At 41.5% G+C, this 21,519-nt stretch carries 12 protein-coding genes; all 12 read left to right on the top strand.

Annotated elements, in window-relative coordinates; translation table 11 throughout:
• Positions 1 to 9: 9 nt before the first annotated feature.
• The 12 genes from AC0L6H_RS13340 (at position 10) to AC0L6H_RS13285 (ending at position 21,150) form a co-directional block, all read left to right on the top strand.
• Entirely contained in the window at positions 10 to 1,542 is a 1,533-nt protein-coding gene (locus AC0L6H_RS13340) for a DUF1501 domain-containing protein (RefSeq protein WP_473389529.1), read from the top strand.
• 11 nt (positions 1,543 to 1,553) lie between these two features.
• Positions 1,554 to 2,504 (top strand): c-type cytochrome domain-containing protein, encoded by a 951-nt coding sequence (locus AC0L6H_RS13335; RefSeq protein WP_473389528.1) that lies wholly within the window; start codon positions 1,554 to 1,556, stop codon positions 2,502 to 2,504.
• A gap of 3 nt (positions 2,505 to 2,507) precedes the next feature.
• Positions 2,508 to 3,191, top strand: a complete 684-nt coding sequence (locus AC0L6H_RS13330) for a cytochrome b/b6 domain-containing protein (protein WP_473389527.1) — start codon at positions 2,508 to 2,510, stop codon at positions 3,189 to 3,191.
• Positions 3,184 to 3,753 (top strand): gluconate 2-dehydrogenase subunit 3 family protein, encoded by a 570-nt coding sequence (locus tag AC0L6H_RS13325; protein ID WP_473389526.1) that lies wholly within the window; start codon positions 3,184 to 3,186, stop codon positions 3,751 to 3,753. Before AC0L6H_RS13330 ends, AC0L6H_RS13325 begins: the two co-directional genes overlap by 8 nt.
• Positions 3,750 to 5,492 (top strand): GMC oxidoreductase, encoded by a 1,743-nt coding sequence (locus tag AC0L6H_RS13320; RefSeq protein ID WP_473389524.1) that lies wholly within the window; start codon positions 3,750 to 3,752, stop codon positions 5,490 to 5,492. The genes AC0L6H_RS13325 and AC0L6H_RS13320 overlap by 4 nt, the downstream gene beginning before the upstream one ends.
• The gene (locus tag AC0L6H_RS13315) at positions 5,492 to 6,439 is read left to right on the top strand and encodes a TIM barrel protein (protein WP_473389523.1); all 948 of its coding nucleotides are present in this window, start codon (positions 5,492 to 5,494) and stop codon (positions 6,437 to 6,439) included. The genes AC0L6H_RS13320 and AC0L6H_RS13315 overlap by 1 nt, the downstream gene beginning before the upstream one ends.
• A gap of 76 nt (positions 6,440 to 6,515) precedes the next feature.
• Positions 6,516 to 9,989 (top strand): glycosyl hydrolase, encoded by a 3,474-nt coding sequence (locus AC0L6H_RS13310; RefSeq protein ID WP_473389522.1) that lies wholly within the window; start codon positions 6,516 to 6,518, stop codon positions 9,987 to 9,989.
• Positions 9,990 to 10,080: 91 nt separating this feature from the next.
• On the top strand, positions 10,081 to 11,160 hold the full coding sequence (locus AC0L6H_RS13305) for an alpha-L-rhamnosidase N-terminal domain-containing protein (RefSeq protein ID WP_473389521.1): 1,080 nt from the start codon (positions 10,081 to 10,083) through the stop codon (positions 11,158 to 11,160).
• A 25-nt stretch (positions 11,161 to 11,185) separates the two neighbouring features.
• The gene (locus AC0L6H_RS13300) at positions 11,186 to 12,451 is read left to right on the top strand and encodes an alpha-L-rhamnosidase-related protein (protein ID WP_473389520.1); all 1,266 of its coding nucleotides are present in this window, start codon (positions 11,186 to 11,188) and stop codon (positions 12,449 to 12,451) included.
• Between the two features lie 22 nt (positions 12,452 to 12,473).
• Positions 12,474 to 14,132: a BNR-4 repeat-containing protein gene (locus tag AC0L6H_RS13295; RefSeq protein WP_473389519.1), complete on the top strand. Its 1,659-nt coding sequence runs from the start codon at positions 12,474 to 12,476 to the stop codon at positions 14,130 to 14,132.
• Between the two features lie 74 nt (positions 14,133 to 14,206).
• Positions 14,207 to 17,503: a glycosyl hydrolase gene (locus AC0L6H_RS13290; RefSeq protein WP_473389518.1), complete on the top strand. Its 3,297-nt coding sequence runs from the start codon at positions 14,207 to 14,209 to the stop codon at positions 17,501 to 17,503.
• 524 nt (positions 17,504 to 18,027) lie between these two features.
• Complete coding sequence (locus AC0L6H_RS13285) at positions 18,028 to 21,150, top strand: TonB-dependent receptor (protein WP_473389517.1); 3,123 nt, start codon at positions 18,028 to 18,030, stop codon at positions 21,148 to 21,150.
• Positions 21,151 to 21,519 lie beyond the last annotated feature (369 nt).

Here is a 21,519-nt window from a genome sequence, read left to right as displayed (position 1 = left end):
GGTAATTTTATGAAAAATTTATTTACACGAAATCACAAAAAAGCGTTTGCAACCGCTGCCGAATTACAGCATTTGAAATATGCACAATTACAAGATCAAACCCGTCGTACATTTTTAAGCCAAGGGAGTTGTTTGTTAGGCAGTGCGTTTTTAGCTTCAATGTTTCCCAGTCAGGTTCAGGCTTCGGGTCAACAACTTGATTTTTCTCGCCCCATGACTGAGCCGCTGGCACCTTTACCACCTCAATATCCAGCAAAAGCAAAACGGGTTATCTATATGCATATGGTGGGCGCACCAAGTCAACTAGAGCTGTTTGACTACAAACCAGTGTTAGAAAAATACAATGGCAAGCTTACTCCTAAAGAATTTTTGGAAGGTAAACAATTCGCGTTTATTTCTGGGGTGCCTAAATTGCTTGGTCCGCAATTTCCGTTTAAGCAACACGGAGAAAGCGGGGCGTGGGTTTCCGATAGGATGCCCCACCTCGCGAAACATGTTGACGATATTTGTTTTATCAAGTCTATGAAAACCAATCAGTTTAACCATGCCCCTGCACAACTACTTATGCATACAGGTTCTGCATTATCTGGTAAACCTTCTATTGGCGCATGGACTACTTATGGTTTAGGTACAATGAATCAAAACTTACCCGGATTTGTTTCATTGGTATCGGGCATGAACGCGCCTGATGGCGGGAAGCAACTGTGGGGTTCGGGTTATTTACCCAGTGTTTATCAAGGCGTGGAATGCCGCTCTCAAGGTGACCCCGTTTTGTACTTGAGTAATCCAAAAGACGTAAGCCGCCCCCTACGTCGCCGAGTTTTAGATGCTATTGCAAACCTGAATCAGCAAAGCTACGAGGCCGTTGGCGATCCAGAAACTCTCACCCGTATTGCCCAATACGAAATGGCTTATCGCATGCAAATTGAAGCGTCAGATGCTTTTGACATTAAACAAGAATCTGCGCAAACCCTCTCTAATTATGCGGCTAAACCTGGCGAGGCCAGTTTTGCTAATAACTGTCTAGTTGCTAGACGTCTGGCTGAGCGAGGCGTGCGTTTTATACAACTGTTCGACTACGGTTGGGATTCCCATGGTTCAGGAAAAAACGGCTCACTGCATCATGGGTTTGTTGATTTGTGTAAAGGCACTGATCAACCCATGGCCGCCCTACTTGAAGATTTGAAGCAAAGAGGCATGTTGGAAGACACCCTGGTTATTTGGGGCGGAGAGTTTGGACGCACACCTATGCTCGAAAATAGAGGCGGCCAAGATGCCCCATTTGCAGGACGAGATCATCACCCCAACGCCTTTACCATGTGGATGGCTGGCGCAGGTGTTAAAGGCGGCTACAGTCACGGAGAAACAGACGAACTCGGTTATGAAGTAGTAAAAGATAAAGTAGATATTGCTGATTTCCATGCCACCATCTTATACCAGCTAGGCTTTAATCATTATGATTTAAATTATCGCTTTCAGGGCTTAAATCAACGATTAACCGGCGTTGAACATGCCCATATTGTTTCCCAAATTTTGCAGTAATCCTTGTATAAATGAATCATCAATCGTCCCTACCTCAACAGCAAAAGAACGCCAAATATTATTTTGGCGCAGTGAGTGTGCTAAGCCTTTTATGGCTAATACTCTTTGTAAACAGTCAGCCTGAGTGGATGCAACAAATAAAAGAAAAATTGCAATTAAGCCCCAAGCTAGAAGCTCATGAGAACTCATTTTATAACAGTCGTATTGACCCTGTTTTTGAAAAGTATTGTGTGGCTTGCCACGACAGCAACAAAGCTAAGGGACATTTACGTTTAGACAGCTATCGCCAATTGACATTTTCAGGCCGTAGCGACGCCGACTTAACAGGTAGGGCAAACAACTTAATTGTTAAGCGCATGAGTTTACCAGCCACTGACCGACTAGCCATGCCCCCTTATGGTCGCGAACGTCATACTGAACAAGAGTTAGCGCTTATCGAAATGTGGTTAGCAAAAGGTGGTTCTGGTCAGCTAAGCGAAGCGGATTTCCCCGATGCACCAGCAAAGGTTAAAGCCATCAAGTTTAGCGATATAGACTGGCAAAAAATCGATACTTTACGGTCACCAAATAAAACGCAGGTTGAAGATTTACAGCAAAGATTCCGTCACCGTATTCATTATATTGCCCGTACATCTGAATTATTAAGCATCGATTTTAATAAGCTAGCGTCGAATATGACTGATGACAAGTTAACGCAACTATCACCAGTGAAAGATCTTATTGCTGATTTGAATTTAAGTAGCACGCATATTAGCGATAACTCATTGGCGCTGCTTAAATCTATGCAAGCATTGCAAGAACTTAGGCTGACAGATACCAAGATAAGCAGCAAAACATTAGTCTCATTACTGCAATTACCTAAGCTAGAGAAAGTATTTGCTGATGCTAGTTTGGTCACACCGTCTATAAAAACACAATATGCCGATCACAATATTGTGTTGTATAGCGTACAAAGGAGATAAGCGATGAAACAAATTAAAGTGTGGGACCTCCCCATCCGTTTATTTCATTGGAGCTTGGTATTATTGGTTATTGCCGCTTGGGTGACCATCGAAAATCGCATGATTAAGGCGCATGAAATAATAGGTCATACTTTATTTGCGCTACTTGTATTCAGAATTATTTGGGGAATTATCGGTTCTTCGACGGCGCGTTTTCGGCATTTTGTTGTTAATCCACTTAAGGCCCTTACCTATCTCAAGTCATCACTAAACTTAAATACCTCCCACTCTACAGGTCACAATCCTGCTGGTGCATGGATGGTCATAGCAATGTTTTTGTTCTTTGGCTTTCAAGTAATTTCGGGAATGTACGCCAATGATGATCTCGGTTTTAGTGGCGCATTGTCTGATTCGGTAAGTAAATCGATGTCGGATACTATGACGAAGTTACATGGGCTAAATTTTACTATCTTAGTGGCGCTAATCTGGGTGCATCTAGTCGCCGTGTTCTTTTATGTATTGGTCAAAAATGAAAATCTAGTGCGCGCCATGATTTCGGGTAATAAACCTGCCAATCAAATTAATCCAAATGACCCCTTATATTTTGCCCCTCTTTACAAAGCGGCTATTAGCTTGATAACAAGCGCTAGCGCTTGGCTATTGGATGATGTTTTAAATATGACTATTCTGGAGAAGTACTGTGCATGAAATCAAAATAAGCCGAAGAGTCTTTATCGGCGCAACCGCTTATATCGTATCTGCGCCGCTATTGGCGAGCATTTTCAATAGTAAGAATCAAATACATAAGGTGGTCGATAAAGGCCAATTTTTTAGCGCTAAGGAACTGACTATTTTAACCGACATCGCTGAGATCATGTTGCCAAAAACAGATACGCCTGGAGCCACCGATGTCAACGTAAGTTCGGTGCTTGATGGCTTAATGGTCACATGGGCTGGCGAAACAAGCAAAAAGCAGTATCGCTATATTCTTAGCCAAGTTGATAGTATTGCGAAGGCTACTTATCAAGTAACTTATAGCCACCTAGCCTTACCTGCCCGACAAGCGTTAGTAGAGGAATTAGACAAAACCGCTTTTGCTAAGCAAAACACCCCACTGTCGAAAAGTTATCGTAAATTAAAAGAAATGATATTTCACGTGTATTACAACTCAGAACTTACTAACCCTGAGTTTGTATTAATTCCCGGCGGATATCGTGGCGACATCAGTAAAAAAGAGTTAATTGAAATTCAAACCAGAGGTTATCTATGAGTCAACAAACCCAAATAAATAGTAAGCATGAATATGATGTCATCGTTGTTGGCTCAGGGATTACTGGTGGTTGGGCCGCAAAAGAATTTTGTGAAAAAGGTTACAAAACACTCGTCATTGAACGAGGTCGTCATTTAGACCACCCCAGTCCAGAATATAATGATATGAAAGCACCATGGCAGCTAGACAACATGGGTTTAGCATCAGAGGAGCTAGCAGAGCAAGGCCGCTACGAACAACTAAAAGCTAAAAAAGGCGTTTTAAAGTCAGACTCTATTCAATTTTTTGTTGATGACAAAGAGCATCCCTACTCCCACCCTGAAGAACGCCCATTTATGTGGACACGAGGCTATCAATTAGGTGGACGTTCTATTACTTGGGGCCGACAAGTTTTACGTTGGGGGCCAAAAGATTTTGCTGCCAACGCAAAAGACGGGCACGGTGTGGCTTGGCCAATTACTTATGACGATTTAGCGCCTTGGTACGACTACGTAGAATCTTATATTGGCGTATCGGCTAATAAAGATGGCTTAGATGTGTTGCCCGATGGCGTGTTTCAAAAGCCGTGGGAAATGAGTTCTGCCGAAAAGCACATCGCAAAAAAATGGGCAGCGCATTATAGCGACCGACATTTGATTATTGGTCGCTCAGCAAACCTAACCGAACCGACAAAAGAACATGTGCAACTTGGTCGCGGTAAATGCCAAGCCCGTGCCTATTGTCAACGGGGCTGTGTATTTGGCGCGTACTTTAGCTCCTTATCTGCCACCCTCCCTAGCGCAAAGAAAACGGGTAAGCTAAACATAGTGACAGACGCTATTGCTGAGACTGTTGATTACGATGAAAACACAGGCAAGGCAGCAGGGGTTACTGTTATCGACGCCAAAACTAAAACGCGGCGAAGCTACAAAGCCCGCGTCGTTTTCTTATGTGCTTCTGCTTTAGGCTCTGTACAAATACTGCTTAATTCTAAATCAAAAACCTTCCCCAACGGTATTGCAAACTCAAGTGGTGCGGTAGGTCACTACATTATGGACCACTTTATGGGGGTTTTTGCAACAGCCGATGTCTTAGGGCTTGAAGATAGATATAGCTACGGACGCCGCCCTATTGCTACTTACGTTCCTAATTATCGTCACGATAAGACTGAGGATGTCGATTTTATTCGAGGCTACGGTTTCCAGGCAACAGCAGGTTCGAGGCCAAATGCTGGCACATCAGCAAAATCTGTTGGGATAGGTGCACAAGTAAAAGATGCCGCTAAACAAACCAAGCCCTGGCAATTTAAGGCTTTAATGTATGGTGAAATTTTGCCTTATTTTGACAATAAGGCCAGCTTACATCCAACAAAAACAGATCAATGGGGCATTCCTCAATTACACATTGACGCTCAAATTGGTGATAACGAACGCAAAATGATCAAACAAGCCGCCGTCGACATCAATGAAATGTTGAAAGTAGCCGGTTGTAGCAACATAAAAATTAGACAAGCTGATTTGGAAAAACACTTTACCCTTGGCAGACGAACTCATGAAATGGGCGGCGCATGTATGGGCAGTAACCCTAAAACATCAGTCTTGAATAAGTGGGCACAAAGCCATGATGTAGAAAATTTGTTTGTTACTGATGGCGCTTGTATGTCGTCTTGTGCCACACAAAACCCCTCTCTCACTTATATGGCGATAACAGCTCGTGCGGCTGACTATGCAGCAAAATTAATGCAAGTAGGAAAATTATAATGAATAGACGACAGTTTATTACACGCTCAACAGCCGCCGGCATAGCTGCTACCGGGCTATCGGCATGTTCAAGCTTAGGTACCAAGCCAGCCGCAATAGAAAAATTAGAAACAGATATCATGCCCTTGCCTGAACGACAACGCTGGCTACGTTCTTTCTCTTGCAATATCGAACAATGGTTTAGACCCATGCCATTTTTAGATCGTATAAATGCGGCAAAAGCCTTGGGTTTTTCGGCAGTTGAAATATGGAATCCGTATCAAGCGAAACGAGGAAAAACCCCAGAATCTATTGCCCAACGAGCGCAAGAACAAGGCATACGTATCACTAGCTATTCACCTAATGCGCCTGCAATGGCAGATCCCCAAAATGAAGAAAAATTTCTAGAGTGGTTAGAAATGGCAATAGCGGCTGGCAAAACACTCAAGGTCCCGAATTTTAATTTAACGGGTCACAAAGTAGTTGAAGGCTTATCGATGGAGCAAATGGTCGCCAATTACACACGAGTTTTAAAGCGAGCCGTGCCTCGCCTAGAAGCCGAAAACATGGTGGCGACAATTGAGCCGTATAATCCATTCAATCACAAAGGTGATTTTTTGTATGGAAATGAACCCGCTCTTAGTATTTGTCGCGAGATAAACTCGCCGAGCGTCAAACTCAACTGGGATTTTTTTCATATGCAGCGCAGCAATGGTAATTTAATCACGCATCTAGAAAATGGGTTTGACCAGGTTGCTTACATCCAATTTGCTGATTCTCCGGGTCGCAATCAACCCGGTACAGGTGAAGTTGTTTATGACCGAGTATTTACCAAGCTCCGTGAACTGGGATACAAGGGCTATATTGGTGCAGAGTTTTTTCCAAAAGATAAAAACCAGATAAAAGCCGCGTCTGACATTGCCAAAATAGCAAAACGGATTAGCTTAGCTGATCCGCTGATAAGTTAATTTGCTCGATGCACCTTGTAAAAAATAAATTCAACTTCTGCTGAGTATAAGCAGCCAAATCATAAGAATTAAAACCATGATGTATAGACCACCACTGAATTATTCAATGCTTATCTTCGCAATTGCTGTGTTGTTAGGTTGCACTGATAAACCTGCCGCTTCTCCCCAAGCTAGTAAAAATATTGTCGTTGATTCACGGCATGAAAATGAAGCGAAAACCGATACGACTCTAACGACAGAAACACTGAAGGATGCTTTTCTAACTCCTCCAAGCCAGACCAAACCATTGACTTGGTATCACGTGATGAATGCAAATATGTCAAAAGAAGGCATAACGAAAGATTTAGAAGCGATGGCAGATGCGGGCATAGGAGGCACAATTCTTTTTAATATTGGCTTAAATATGCCAAAAGGTGAGGTTTTATTTAACTCACCGCAACACATCGAGTTTATTGGCCACATGGCGCTTGAGTCGAAACGTTTAGGATTGAGTTTTGGCTTACATAATTGTGATGGGTGGTCTTCAAGCGGCGGGCCTTGGGTTAGCCCTGAACATTCGATGAAACAAGTGACTTGGAATGAAACGATTGTTCAAAGTAACGCAAACAACGGTGGCAAGATTAATCTACAAATAAGTCAGCCAATGACAATGTTAGATTATTATCAAGATATTGCCGTGCTAGCTTATCCATCTATGGACAGCGAATTGCTTGATGCGCAATTAACACCGCGCATAAGCGCATCTGATCCTGACTTTGACATATCTGTAGTTTCAAATATAGAAGTGATAAATAAATCGTCGATAAAATCCAACGAGGGGCAAGCGGTTTGGTTGCAATTTTCCTACGACAAGCCTGTCACGATCAGGTTTGCCAGTATGGATATAAGTTTTGGCAAACATATTAAGTACGAGTTGCAATACTCTAACGATGGTAAAAACTTCAAAAAACATGTTGATTTAAAAGTTAACCGACCGGGCCGTATACGCTGGGCGCTTGATGGCGCCTTTGAAGGCGTAACTGCCAAACATTTCAGAATTGTGGCAGATAAAACACTCAACATCTATGAAGCAAGGTTATCGAGTATTCCCAAAATCGGAAATTTTTTAGGGCGTACGTCAGCAACTAGAACTGATTACAACAAAATGCCTGACAACATTGCCCCTAGTAACAAAAATATTATCGACCCTAAAACCATTATCAACCTAACAGATAAATTATCTGAGAGCGGACAGTTAGCAACGACATTACCCCTAGGCAATTGGACAATAATGCGCTTTGGCTATACTGCCAAAGGAACGACCAATATCCCCCCTACTGCAGAAGGGCGTGGCTTGGAAGTCGATAAATATAGCCGCGAGGCCTTCAAAGCGCATTATGATGCCTATGTAACTAACGTTATAAATAAAGTAAACGAAGTCGCACCAGGCGTAATGCATAGTTTAGAAATAGACAGCTACGAAGTTGGTGGTCAAAACTGGACTCAAGATTATGAGCAAAAATTTAAACGCGAATATAATTATGACTTGATAAGGTTTTTACCCTTGTTTGCGGGCAAGTTTGTAGACAATGTCGCCACAACCGAATCTGTTTTATGGGATATCCGTGATTTAAATAACCAACTTATTACTAAAAACTATTATCAATATTTTACCGAACTTGCCAATGCAGATGGTATTAAAACCTATATTGAACCTTATGGCATTGGCCCATTTAACGACCTAGATGCAGGTAGTAAAGCCGACATTCCTATGGGAGAGTTTTGGCTTAAGCGCAATATTTATATGATTCAATCTAGCACTTCAGCCGGGCATATTTACAACAAAAATGTGATCAGTGCTGAAGCATTTACCGCTTTACCTGAAGTTAATTGGCGCTTTAATCCAGCTTATGCGAAATATGATGGTGATTTTAGTTGGGCACTTGGGATTAACCAATTTGTTTTCCACCGTTTTGTCCATCAAGCAAATACTCATGTTGTTCCAGGAATGACGATGGAGCGATGGGGGGCGCATATCGATGCAACACAACCATGGTTTGCCACTGCGGGAAAAGATTGGATGACATACCTTAGTCGCGGTCAGTTTATGTTACGCCAAGGTCAGCCCGTTTCTGATGTTTTATGGTATGTGGGTGATGCTGCGCCTACCACTTGTCCAGACCGTCGGCACAATGGCAAAAACATTCCAAGTTACATTAATTACGATTGTTTGAATCGTGAAAAATTGCAAGATCTAGACTTTAAAAACGGGCGCTACCAATTGTCGCATGGAGTGAAATATAAAGTATTAAAACTTACCAACAATGATACCTTGTATTTTGATTCGGTTAAAAAAATCTATCAATTTGCAAAGCAAGGCGGCGTGATAATAGGCACACCAATAAAGCAACTAGCCGGTAGAAATATCTCAGCAGAGCAACAACAGCAATTTTCACAGATGGTCGATTATATTTGGTCACAGGAAAATACTCACCTAAGCGTAAAAAGCCCTGCACAGTGGAGCAATTTATATAAAAAACAGGGTCTTAACTACGATTTGAAAGTGGCAAATATGAGCAATTTATATTACGCCCATCGAAAGACAAGCCTACAAGATATTTATTTCCTTTATAACGACTCCGGCGAACGCAAGCTATTTGATGCCACCTTTGAAATAAACGGCAAAATTCCTGAATTGTGGAATGCCCGAACAGGTAAAACTAAAAAGTTAGCCAGTTTTAGCGATGATGGCACAACAACGCGGGTTACTTTCCGCTTAGACCCTAACGAATCAACTTTTGTTGTATTTCAGCAAGCAAGTCAAGGTGTGAAATCGCTTAGTCCTGACATTGTCAAAGAACTCGATATCGATGTGAACTACAACAAGAATATGGCACTTACCGTGTCTAGTAAATCTAATGAAAACTATAACTTGTTTATTGATGATCGTAATAGAACAGTTTCGTTTGATGCAATGCCTAAAACGCAAACTTTAGATGGTAGCTGGAGGGTCACGTTTCTCAAACAATATGGCTTAGATAAATCGGTCATTTTTAATCAGCTAAGCTACTTTAAAGACCATACAGACCCCGCCATTCAAGCCTATTCAGGGATTAGCATTTATCAAAAATCATTTGTTTTATCGGAGGCTATCTTAGACAGCAAACAAAAGGTTATTTTAGATTTAGGCCAAGTCGATGATAGCGCACAAGTATTTATTAATAATGTTGAAGCAGGCGTTGTTTGGATAGCTCCATTTACCTTAGATGTAACTGACTATTTAACACCAGGCAAAAATGATATTCGTGTTGAGGTCGCCAGCTCATGGACTAATCGTATGATTAGTGATGAAAGCTATCCTGACACTTCTGGCTTTTGGCAAGCCAATGGGAAGCCAGTGAGCGTTATGCCTACTTGGTACACCAACAACGAGCCTCTGCCTATGTCTGGGGAAAAAGGCCATCGAATGACTTTTACCACTTATAAATTTGTTAATAAAGGTGACCCATTAGTTAATTCAGGTTTATTAGGGCCGGTAACCTTAAGTCCTTTAAAAACCGTGGAATTGTAGAAGAATGCGCGAACAAGATTGGTATACAACAATCGGCGTTAATTACAGCGCCCTTTGTTCATTATGAAAAAAATAGAGAGTAGGTAAATTTATGTATCAAACAATGAAATGTCTTTACTTGCTTGCTTTTGTTTCCATTGCATTAGCTAGCGGTCTAAGCGAGGCATCTGTGAAAAAATGGCAAGGCGCTTGGATCTGGGGTAAAGATGCCATGATCCCCAATTCGTGGATGGCATTTCGCCACCAAGTATCTGTAGATGGCTTAGATAGTCAGCCAACCCTGGCTTACATAAGTGCCGATACAAAATATTGGTTATGGATAAACGGTGAATTAGTCGTATTTGAAGGCAGTTATACCGGTGGTCCCTCGCCTGTCAAACCAGGACCACGTGTTGATAATATTCCAGTAGCAAGTAATCGTTATTACGACACTGTAGACATATCTAAATACCTAAAGAATGGGAATAATACCATTGCCGCTTTGGTTTGGTATTACGGTTCTAATGGCGAGAAAGGGACTCATTTATCCTCTGGCAATGGTGGTTTTTTCTTTCAAGCCCAAGCAGGTAAAACGTTAATAGCAAGCGATACATCATGGAAAGTAAAACGTCACCCCGCTTATATACAACATCTAGATAAACGCAAACCCTACCGAGTTGCGGCTTGGAATATAAAATATGATGCCAGAAAAGACATGAGTGATTGGGCTGAGAACGCTTGGTATTTACCTGGCTATGACGATTCGCTATGGGAGCATCCGAAACGTGCAATTGCTGTTCCGCGAGCACCTTTCTATGATTTGTATGAAAGTGAAATTCCCATATTAACTGATCATGGCTTAGAAAATTGCACGAATTATCCCTCTACAAAATTTCCATTTATTGCTGATGGTAAAAAAATCAAATGCGCACTGGATTTTAATAAAAACTTTACGCCCTATTTTGATATTGAAGCCGAGGCTGGGCTTGATATTCACATTAAAACAAATATGCGCTTAAACACCATTGAAACCTTCTATACCAGTAAAGCCGGTCGTCAACAGTTTGAATCTTATTCTTGGACCAATGGTAGTGTAATCGAGTTTACGATACCAAGAGGTGTAAAAGTGCATGGTTTGAGAATACCGCTGGACAGGTGTAGGAGATACTCCCGGGACTTTCGAAGCAAGTGACCCATGGTTTCAACGAATTTGGCAAATGGCTGAAAATACCTTATACATTTGTGCGCGCGACAATTTCATGGATACGCCAGACCGAGAGCGCGGCTTATGGATAGGTGATGTTGCCGACCAAGCAAGTTATCTGTTTTATTCAATGGACCAACCTGGTCGCGATTTGATGAAAAAAGCAATTAAAGTCACCTTAGCATTTAGTGATCCAGATTCTGGTATTTTTGCAGGATTAGGTCCCGGTCGTTTTAGAGAGCTACCTGCGCAAAGTCTTCAGTTTATTGAGCAGGGTATTTGGCATTATTACTTCAATACAGGAGACAAAGACACCTTAGCTTATGCTTACCCTTTTGTTCATAAATACTTAACGCTTTGGCAAATAAAAGAAAATGGTTTAGTTGAGTTTAGAAATGGTGATTGGCGCTGGACCGATTGGGGACCGCAAGACACGATTGATTATGAAGCGATTCAAAATGCGCTTTATTACAGTGCCTTAACGTCAGCCCGTGATATGGCTAAAGAACTTGGTGAACAGCGCCATATGAGCTTTTATAACAGTCGAATTTTAGCGCTTAAGCAAGCGTATCAAGATAACTTTTGGCAAGACGGCTTTATTAGTAGTAACGCAAATAAATTTCAAGATGACCGCGCCAACGCCCTAGCGATTTTAGTGGGTTTGGCAACACCTGAACAACACACGCAAATTGTAGAAAATGTGTTAGTGAATAATCATTATGCCAGCCCTCACTTTGAATGGATGGTTTACAACGCCATGGCTGAAGCGGGCCGGTATGAGGATGCGCTTTTGCGAATGCAAACCCGTTATAGCAAACAAGTAGATAATCCAGCACGCTCAACATTGTCAGAATACTTACCCACTGGCGGAACTGATAATCATGCGTGGAATGCACCAAGTACCGTTTTGAGCAAATATATTGCAGGCATATCACCCACTTCAGTCGCTTGGAAAACATATCAGTTTCTTCCCAATATGGCTCACATGAAATGGGTAAAACAGACTGTACCAAGCGTGCAAGGTAATATTAATGCAGAAATTAAACGCACAGATTCGAGCATTATTATCTCGCTCACCTCGCCTGAAAATACGGTTGCTATAGTGGGCATACCAAAGCAATATTTTGATATTGACTCGGTACATATCAATGATAAACGCGTGTTTAGTAAAGGTAACGCAAGCACACAATTATCGGGAGTAAAGTTCCTTGGTGAGGATGAAAAATATTTTAAGGTAGAACTGGCCGCAGGAACATGGTCGATTCGTGCCAGTAATTAAGCACTAAGAATAGGTAAAGAAAATGATAAAAACAATTAAACTCAGCATTGCGGCTATTATTTCTGCTTCAATCTTGATTCTTCCCGCAAATGCTGAACTTAGCGAAAAAACATTTTTTGAAAAAAGAAGCGCATTGATAACTAAGCATGCACACTTTGACGCAACTTTTGAGGCCTTACAAAAAGAGCAACAAAACAAAAGCGCTTTTAGTAGTGAATATTGGCGTTGGCGTATTGATCAGTATTTGTATGGTCAATACATCGAGTTTCAGCCAATATATAATGCTTATGTAAAGGGTAAAAAATTTAATGAAATTTATGATTTACCGCCGGAGAATTTAGGTCCTAAATGGCAAGAACCGGATAATCTCCCCGCAATTCCTGATGGCTATTTTACCGAGAACCTTCCAGGCAACACATATACTGGCTGGCATCAATTGGTGGGTGATAGCCTTTATATAACTTATCAGGGACACCTTACCGACCCTTATGTAGCAAGTTACAATTTAATTACAGATAAATGGGACGGCCCATATAAAGCTGGTCATAGTACGCTATCAAAAAACGATAGAAAAATTGATAGCCACGGTCGCCCTATTATTGAAGTAGATAAGCAAGGCTATATTCACATCGTTTTTGGCGGCCATGGTGGTGAGCGCGAAGATGGTTTAAACCCTCTCTCTATTGATACGCCTCATGCAGGGGGACGCATGAAGCATGTTGTTTCCGCTAAACCACATGACTTAAGTTCATTTATTGAGAAGAACGATATCACGCCATTTGCTTCATATACTAAAAGCTATCAAATGGCTAATGGGGATATTTACTTCTTTACACGAGCAGGTACACATAAGTCTCCGTGGTTATATTATAAAATGAAAAATGGCTCACAAAGCTTTGAGCCACCTGTCGTTATTACATGGCCTACTCCACAAAAAGATGATCCTATTACGGTAGATACCCACTACATCAACCCACTTAAAATATCAGATACTGAAATTGCGATTACATCACTTTGGCATGCCTGCAACTTTAAAGAGGAGCATGACAAAACCCATTACAATCGCCTAAATCTTTATTATATGACCTTAGATACCACCGATGGTACGTTTTACAATGCAAGCAAAGAGCCTTTAACTCTGCCACTGACGCTTGAGGCCACTAATAAATTCACATTGGCATATGACTCCGAGAAAGCTGGAGAAACAAGCTTTGGCACCAAGCCCTTAATTCTTGAAAATGGCCAAACGGCGGCAGCTTACGAAGCCAGAGGGAAAGACTATCGTGAGTGGCGCATGGCATTGTTCGAAGATGGTACATGGACCCATGGGCATCCTATGCCAGGGACAATGAATCGAACCTTGATTGACACCACAGGAGAGCAAGTCAACAAAGTGTTTAATTTTGCGCTCTTAAAAAATAACGGTGATAAAGCAGCTGTAACTTATCTTAATAGCAACGGTGAGAGTGTCTTTGCTATCGCTAAGAAAATGTCTAGTAGCTCTTCTACAAGGCAAACCTGGCAAGCAGAAAAAGTCCATTTCAACGTAAGCAACGCAAAAATACAAATGAAGGCAGTAAAAACTCCTAAAGGTGAAGTCAAAGCGTTAATTATTAATGTTAAAAAAGGCGCTTCGCAACGCTTATACCTTTGGCACGATGGTGAATTGCGAGCAAACTAAGGGTAAGCAGCCCAAGAAAAATACAAAATCATTGCGCCGAGTTTTTAAAATAGTAAAAATTGAGAAACTAAAAAATGTTGAAAAAGAAAAGCCTTATTAGACACGCTAGGTTAGCTGTTATCTTATCCACTATCCTGATGAGTCAATTAGCCTATGGTAATGCTAGTGAAGCTAGCAATTTATCAGAAAAAGAATTTCAAAAGCCGCCCAAAAACTACCTACCTAAAACATGGATGCACGCCATGAACGGTAACTTGAGTAAACCGGGGTTTAGCGAAGACTTCAAAGCGATGAGTGAAGCAGGTATAGGTGGAGCAATCTTCTTTCATGTGCATAGACGAAGTCGACAATACTCATCTAGAGGCCCTGTACGTTTTGGCAGTGAAGAGTTTTACGATACCTTAGTGCATGCCGCTGACCAGGCTGATAAAAACGACATTGAATTTGGTATACATAATGCTGACGGTTGGACATCAAGCGGTGGCCCTTGGGTTACTCCCGAAATGTCGATGAAACGTATTACGTGGTCTGAAAAAGCGATGCAAATAACAGACAATGCGAAAATTGTTGAGCTGCCACAGCCGGGCTATGCCGAGGGTTTATATCGTGATCTTGCAGTTATTGCTTTACCCGAAAATACATTCAATCAAAGTAACACTTTTGCTAACGCTACCTTCTCAAGTTCAGATGCTTCATTGAACGCCAATGTTTTAGCTGACAATGACTGGGATACCGAATTTGAATTCAAGCAAAACGATAAAAATGAATATTGGGTGCAAGTTGAAGTTAATGAGCCAAGTACTTTACGCAGTCTTCAAATTGAAACCCCTACCCGCCATGGTGAGGGCGCCTTACAAATTTCAGATGATGGTATTAATTTTACGACCGTTGTCGACAAACTCCGGCGCCCAAGAACGGGCGCTAGAATGTGGGCATTTAGCCCACAATTAGTCAGTGATAAACAAGATGGTTACACCGCCAAATATTTCCGCTTTGTATTCGATAAGCCCATTATATTAAAACGCTTTGATTTATGGTCGGTGCCACGCTTTGATCATTGGTTATCAATGAACTCCATGGAGCGCGGCCGACTGAGCCTCACGCCTCAAATACATCCACTAGCCATTACTAGAGCCGAAGACGTTTTGGTGCTAAACCGAGGTGAGCTACCAGAAGCTGGTATTCATTTACCTATAGGTAAGTGGCGAGTATTGCGTTTTGGTTATACTAGTACAGGCGCCTTTAATGTTCCAGCCACTGTTGAAGGTGAAGGTTTAGAAGTTGATAAATTTGATCCCAAAGCTTTGCAGTTTCACTTTGAACAATATGTTGGCAAATTAGTTAAAAAGGCACAAGCTCAAGGTATCGATTCTATTAAAACGACTGAAATTGACAGTTATGAGGTAGGAGGACAAAACTGGACGCAAGGCATAGCGCAATCATTCAAAGATAAATTTGGTTACGATATTATCAAATGGCTGCCAACATTAACGGGTCGCGTAATAGAATCACCTGAACATACTGGCGCTATACTGCAAGAGTTTCGTCAGCATCAATCAGACTTAATGGTTGAAAACTATTTTGGTGAGTTCACAAAACTCAGTAACAAGTATGGCTTAGATTCTTATATTGAACCCTATGGCTGGGGTCCTTTTGACGAGTTAGCCGCTGGTGGTGAAGCAGACCGACTAATGGGCGAGTTTTGGGTAAGAGATACGCTTTATCATGGTCGTGTATCTGCGGCCATCTCCTCTGGTCATATCTATGGTAAAAAAATTATCTCGGCTGAATCGTTTACCTCCGTTGGCGTAAATTGGTATGGGCACCCCTATTTCTACAAACATTACGGTGACAAAATGTGGGCTCGTGGCATCAACGAAACTATGTTTCATCGTTTTGCTCACCAGCCGAATAATCATATTAAACCGGGCATGACCATGGATAGTATAGGGTCGCACATCGACCGCACACAAACCTGGTGGGATAATGGCGGAGTTGCTTGGTTTGAGTACTTAGCGCGTGGTTCTTATTTGTTGCAACAAGGAGTACCTGATGCTGACTTTCTTATTCACTTGGGAGATGTTGCGCCGCTCCGTGTCGGCAATGCGAACAACACTGGTGTACCTGATGGCTTTGGCTATGATTACACCAACTCCGATGTATTAATTAATCGAATTAGCGTAAAAGATGGCTGGTTAGTATTACCAGAGGGTACTCGTTACCGCGCTTTACAATTACATCGCACTGACTATTTACATCTTAAAACCTTAAAGCGTGTACAGGCGCTGATTGCTGCGGGCGCTACCGTTATAGCGAACAAACCCAAAAGCGTAATCGGTTTTAGTGAATGGTCAAAGCAAGAAGAGTTTACACGCATAGCAGAAGAACTATGGGGAGATGGCACTCCTAGCATTCGCCCCTATAAAAAAGGCTTAGTGAGTAGCTTTTCACTAGAACAAAGCTTAGAAAAACTAGCCTATCAGGTAGACCTTAAAATAAATGGAAAGGCCGCAAAATTCTTTGCAAAGCGCAGAATTGGTGAAAATGACCTGTATTACTTTTATAACGACGAGCCCGAGTTTAAACACCTTATCATCAATCTTAGAGATGGTGACGGACAAGCTGAAATATGGAACGTTGATGACGGTAGCATCGAGAAAATAGAGAATTACCGGCGTGATGGCAAGCGTTTGATCACAGAGTTAGCCCTAGAGCCTTACGCTGGACGCTTTATAATGATTAGAAGAGATAATAAGGATATTGGCTACAATGGACAACATTCCCAATTGGTAAAAAATATCTATCAAAACGAAGGAAGAGAGCTTACTGGCCCTTGGGAGCTAGAATTTGATACTAAGTTAGGTGGTCCTAAAAATGTCATTTTCGATAAACTAATTGATTGGACCAAATCCGATGATACAAATATTAAACATTATTCTGGCAAAGCGACTTACCGCAAAATATTTAACGTTACAGCCAAGGATGTAACTTCTAATAAATCACTGTATATTGATTTGGGTAATGTACAACAAATTGCAGAAGTCAGTATAAACGGTAAAAAGCTAGACACCTTGTGGAAACCGCCCTTTGCATTGGATATAAGTAAGGTTGTCAAAGAGGGAAATAATCAATTGGAAATCGTCATAACCAATACATGGGTCAATCGCTTAATTGGAGATGAAGCCTTAGAAGACACCAGTGGCTACAGTATGACGGGAGACACGGTTGCTTGGCTTAATAGCAATCTGCCACCACCTCAAAGTGAGCGCGTCACTTTTACTGGATTTAATTTCTTTACAAAGGATGAGTCTCGTGTTCTCCAAACATCTGGTTTGCTAGGACCTGTACGTCTGATTAACGGCTCTCAATGAGAGTCGTTTGACCAATATTTCGTTATTGTGTCTTTAAATAAACTAAGCCAAACACAAAACGATGCCGATGAGTGAACTTACGCCTTTTCATTCTATTTTCATAAATTTAACAAACATGTGCGAAATCTATGGATTTAGTGCTCACCAATAGGCGGTATGTCTGCTCTTGAACATATGAAGTTTTACCCTGCAAAGCAACACTTTATAACTTTTCATTTTCAATCATTTATAAAGCTGAACTTCCAAAAAAAGCTTATATGAGCACTAAATCTCTTCAAAACAAGACCTAAATGTAAAAATATTTTGATGAAAAAATATAAAAATTAATTTTTTTATTCATTAAATACAGTGATATAAAATAAATTCATGTAAGAATAAAACCACAAAAGACCGGTAATGACCATAATTGCTTTAATAGTATTGTTAATTCTGCTATTCTAATTAACAATTCATTTACGTTAAATTTGAATTATAGGTACTCACGGTCCCTTTTATATTAACATTCCGGTGGCGAGGAAACACATATGCAACACAACAACACACACAAAATTAAAAAATTAAAAAACCAAGTCATACTAGCCGGCTCAGCTGCGCTTTTAATGGCGGTCAGTTCTCCAACAGTTATTGCTCAACAAGTTAATGACGCGTTGAACAACAACGAACAAGAAGAAACCCTTGAAGTCATTGAAGTATCAGGGGTACGAGCTTCTTTAGAAAACGCGCTTAACGTCAAACGCTCCGCGTCTTCAATTGTTGATGCAATCTCAGCTACTGATATAGATTCGCTTCCTGCACTTGATTTAGGTGAAGCGCTACAAATAATCCCTGGCGTGCAGTTAGAAAGATCAGGCGAAGGCAGGCAATCTGAGATTAGCTTGCGTGGTTTAAGTGGCGGATTTGTTAAAACCACCGCATTTGGTCAAAGCTTTGCAACACCTAGTCGAAGTGCTAGTGCAGAAGGTGCGGCAAATCCATTCTCGGCGTTTGAGGCTGGTATTTTCGATGGGGTTACTGTAGTTAAAACCCCAACTGCGGATATGCAAGCAGGAGGCATCGCAGGTATTGTTGACAAACAGTTACAACAAGCATTATCTAAAAAAAGCGGCAAATACACCGTAAGTTTAGGTGGACGTTATGAAGAATTGACAGGAAATTGGGATCCGTCCTTTAAAGCATCTGGTACGCAACATCTCATAGAAGATAAATTAGCAGTTGCTTTTAAACTTGCCGCTTCAGGTCAAACTTTTCGCCGCGACACGGCAAACTTCATAAACTACGAAACACTTGGCCTTGAGCATCCTAGAGGCGGTACTCGTGGTGTGAATTCAGATACTATAGGCGCGTACAAAGAAAAATGGGGCATCCCAGACGAAGCAGAGGTTCGTGGCGTTGCACAATCGCGTAACGTTACCGAATATAGTGATGGTGACCGCGTTTCCTTTACGGGGAATATTGAATGGAAACCTATAGACGACATGAAGCTAGGGGCCCATATCTTATATACGAAACGTAATCTTGATAGCGGAACTAAACAAGATGCCGGGTATTTTTCAGGTATGAACTCTAGAAACGCTAACAATAACGACATGTTTCATAAAATCGAACCTGATATGGACACTGCGCCATTTCTCTACGATGTAAATAGCGCTGGAAATGATGTTTATGGGGTATCAAAAGTTAGCATTACAGATGGTAGTTATCAGATCACCAACCGCGAAACTACCTTCTTAGAAGAATCTAAAGGCTTGTTCTTATATGGTGATTATTTGGTAGGTGACTGGAAGTTTGATGGTGTAGTAACCCACTCTGAATCGACTAACCAATTTATGAATGTTGGTTTAGACTTTAGGATCCAAGGACACCATAGCCCCACACAACGCGTCAATGGTGTAAATGGCTCGGTAATACCGACAGGTGTTGACGTAATAATCGATACTGCAGGCGGCGATATGGCCAATGCAATGACGTCAGGAACTGGTTGGGAAGATATTAACTGGGCAGGCGGTTGGGTGCCAAGTACTAGCTTGAGTGCGTCTTGTGTTTCAAATCGTAACGAAACTAATGACAACAAAAAGCTAGCTTTTTGTTTAACCGGACGTGTAGATGAACCAAAACGCGAATACTCAAGCGCTGAGTTTAATGCGCAGCGTTATACTGATATCGGTTTAGGCAAGACCTTACGGCTTGATAGTGTTAAATTTGGTGGTCGATTCACGCAAGAAGTGCTCGAAAACCGCGATCAGCAAATAACCGCTGGCGGCGCAAATGTAGCCAATATTTCCCAAGAAACATTAGTGGGTAACGCACTCGTGGCCGATGGTCAATCAAGCTACTTTAACGGTCAATACCCAGGTGCATTTGGTGTAGATGGCGGCTGGTTAACGGTCGATAACGCGGCATTCGCAGCAGATTTGCAAAACGGTTTATTAGATATTGATGGCGCAGTTATTGCTGACCCTTCAGGTTTTTATGAAAGATTTGTTGGCCCGCATCCGCAGCGCTACCCAACAACGTTTACTGCCGACCAAGATATTCTTGCGATGTACTTAATGGCAGATTTTTCAGGTGAGCTCGGTTCAGTGCCCTACACAGGTAATATTGGTGGGCGCTATATCAAAACCGAAAACACCTTTAATGGACAAGTGCGCGATAGAAACAATGAATTAGGTGATATTTTAATACCCACAAGCGTTGACCATGATTATGATCATTTCTTACCTTCAGCGAACATCAGTTTTGAAGTTCACGAAGATGTGATTGTTCGTGCGGCTTATTACGAAGGTATTGTACGTCCAAACTTACGTATCATGACGCCATCAACAGACTTGAGAAGCAATGATACAACAGCAACGGTTACACTACCTAGCGCGCTTGTTGAGCCATATGATGCAAAAAACTACGATATATCAGTCGAATGGTACAACCGTGAAGGTAGTGCTATTACGGTCGGATTATTTAGAAAGACTATCTCTAATTTCTTTGGAAATGCCATTGAAGTTTGTCCTGAAGGTAACCCACTCATTACAGATATTTTAGGTAGTGATATTACACGTTCTGACTTAGGCGATGGCACCGGTGACTTTACGTGTACGCAAAATGAACTACATGAAACTGACGATGGCGCATTGGTAACGCGCGACGTAACCGTAAGACAACGATTGAATGCGCCTGCTGAAATTCAATTGAACGGTGTTGAACTTGCTATCCAACAAAAATTGGACTTCCTACCTTATCCTTGGAATGGTTTTGGTGGCGTGTTCAACTATACCTACATCGATCAGGATTCAGATGAGGACGTAAATGATGACATCAATCGCTTATATAAGGTTGCTCCAGAATCATTCAACGTTGTTGGCTACTATGAAAATGACGGTTTCTCAGTGCGTGTTGCTTATAATTGGAAAGATGACTCGTTATTGCGAGCAACCAATACATATCTAGGTTTATTACCTCGTGTACAAAAAGCATCAGGGCGTTTAGATGCCGTAGCATCTTATAAAGTGAATAAAGATCTCAAAGTGTTTGTACGTGGTTACAACCTGACCGATGAACAACGTGTTGAACATTGGGGATTTGATGAAAGAGCCGTTGCTCGTGTTGATTACACCGGTAAAGTGTATGAGCTAAGTGTTAACTACTCTTTCTAATAACTCGTGTGTGAGTGATTGAGGAGTAAAATTACCTCTCAAAAGACTAGCTCAAGAACGATAATCGCAGCGTTCTTGAGCTTTTTTATTCCTGCCGCCTCAATAGCCTTTCATAAAATTTTGCCTAGCGTTTAAACACACCAATACTCGCCTTTTGAGATTAATTACTTGGCAACGCTAATTGCCTTTCCATAAGGCGGCACTGACATTAAAACAGCATCAAAGGCCAAGCGCTTTATTAACTAATCAAAGATAACAATAAAGCCACAATTAGTCTTCTGAGCTAAACATACTATAAGCCTTAAAAACTAGTGTTTTACAAAAGATAATGCAACTCGTAAAGCTTAAGACGCTAATATGGCGTCTGCA

This window comes from Glaciecola sp. G7-5, assembly GCF_055808975.1.
This window is presented reverse-complemented; position numbering and strand designations above follow the sequence as displayed.

Coding starts and splice junctions, on each gene's coding strand:
- AC0L6H_RS13320 (WP_473389524.1), top strand. CDS start 3,750: ATGAGTCAACAAACCCAAATAAATAGTAAGCATGAATATGATGTCATC.
- AC0L6H_RS13285 (WP_473389517.1), top strand. CDS start 18,028: ATGCAACACAACAACACACACAAAATTAAAAAATTAAAAAACCAAGTC.
- AC0L6H_RS13335 (WP_473389528.1), top strand. CDS start 1,554: ATGAATCATCAATCGTCCCTACCTCAACAGCAAAAGAACGCCAAATAT.
- AC0L6H_RS13340 (WP_473389529.1), top strand. CDS start 10: ATGAAAAATTTATTTACACGAAATCACAAAAAAGCGTTTGCAACCGCT.
- AC0L6H_RS13305 (WP_473389521.1), top strand. CDS start 10,081: ATGTATCAAACAATGAAATGTCTTTACTTGCTTGCTTTTGTTTCCATT.
- AC0L6H_RS13330 (WP_473389527.1), top strand. CDS start 2,508: ATGAAACAAATTAAAGTGTGGGACCTCCCCATCCGTTTATTTCATTGG.
- AC0L6H_RS13290 (WP_473389518.1), top strand. CDS start 14,207: ATGTTGAAAAAGAAAAGCCTTATTAGACACGCTAGGTTAGCTGTTATC.
- AC0L6H_RS13310 (WP_473389522.1), top strand. CDS start 6,516: ATGATGTATAGACCACCACTGAATTATTCAATGCTTATCTTCGCAATT.
- AC0L6H_RS13315 (WP_473389523.1), top strand. CDS start 5,492: ATGAATAGACGACAGTTTATTACACGCTCAACAGCCGCCGGCATAGCT.
- AC0L6H_RS13300 (WP_473389520.1), top strand. CDS start 11,186: ATGGCTGAAAATACCTTATACATTTGTGCGCGCGACAATTTCATGGAT.
- AC0L6H_RS13295 (WP_473389519.1), top strand. CDS start 12,474: ATGATAAAAACAATTAAACTCAGCATTGCGGCTATTATTTCTGCTTCA.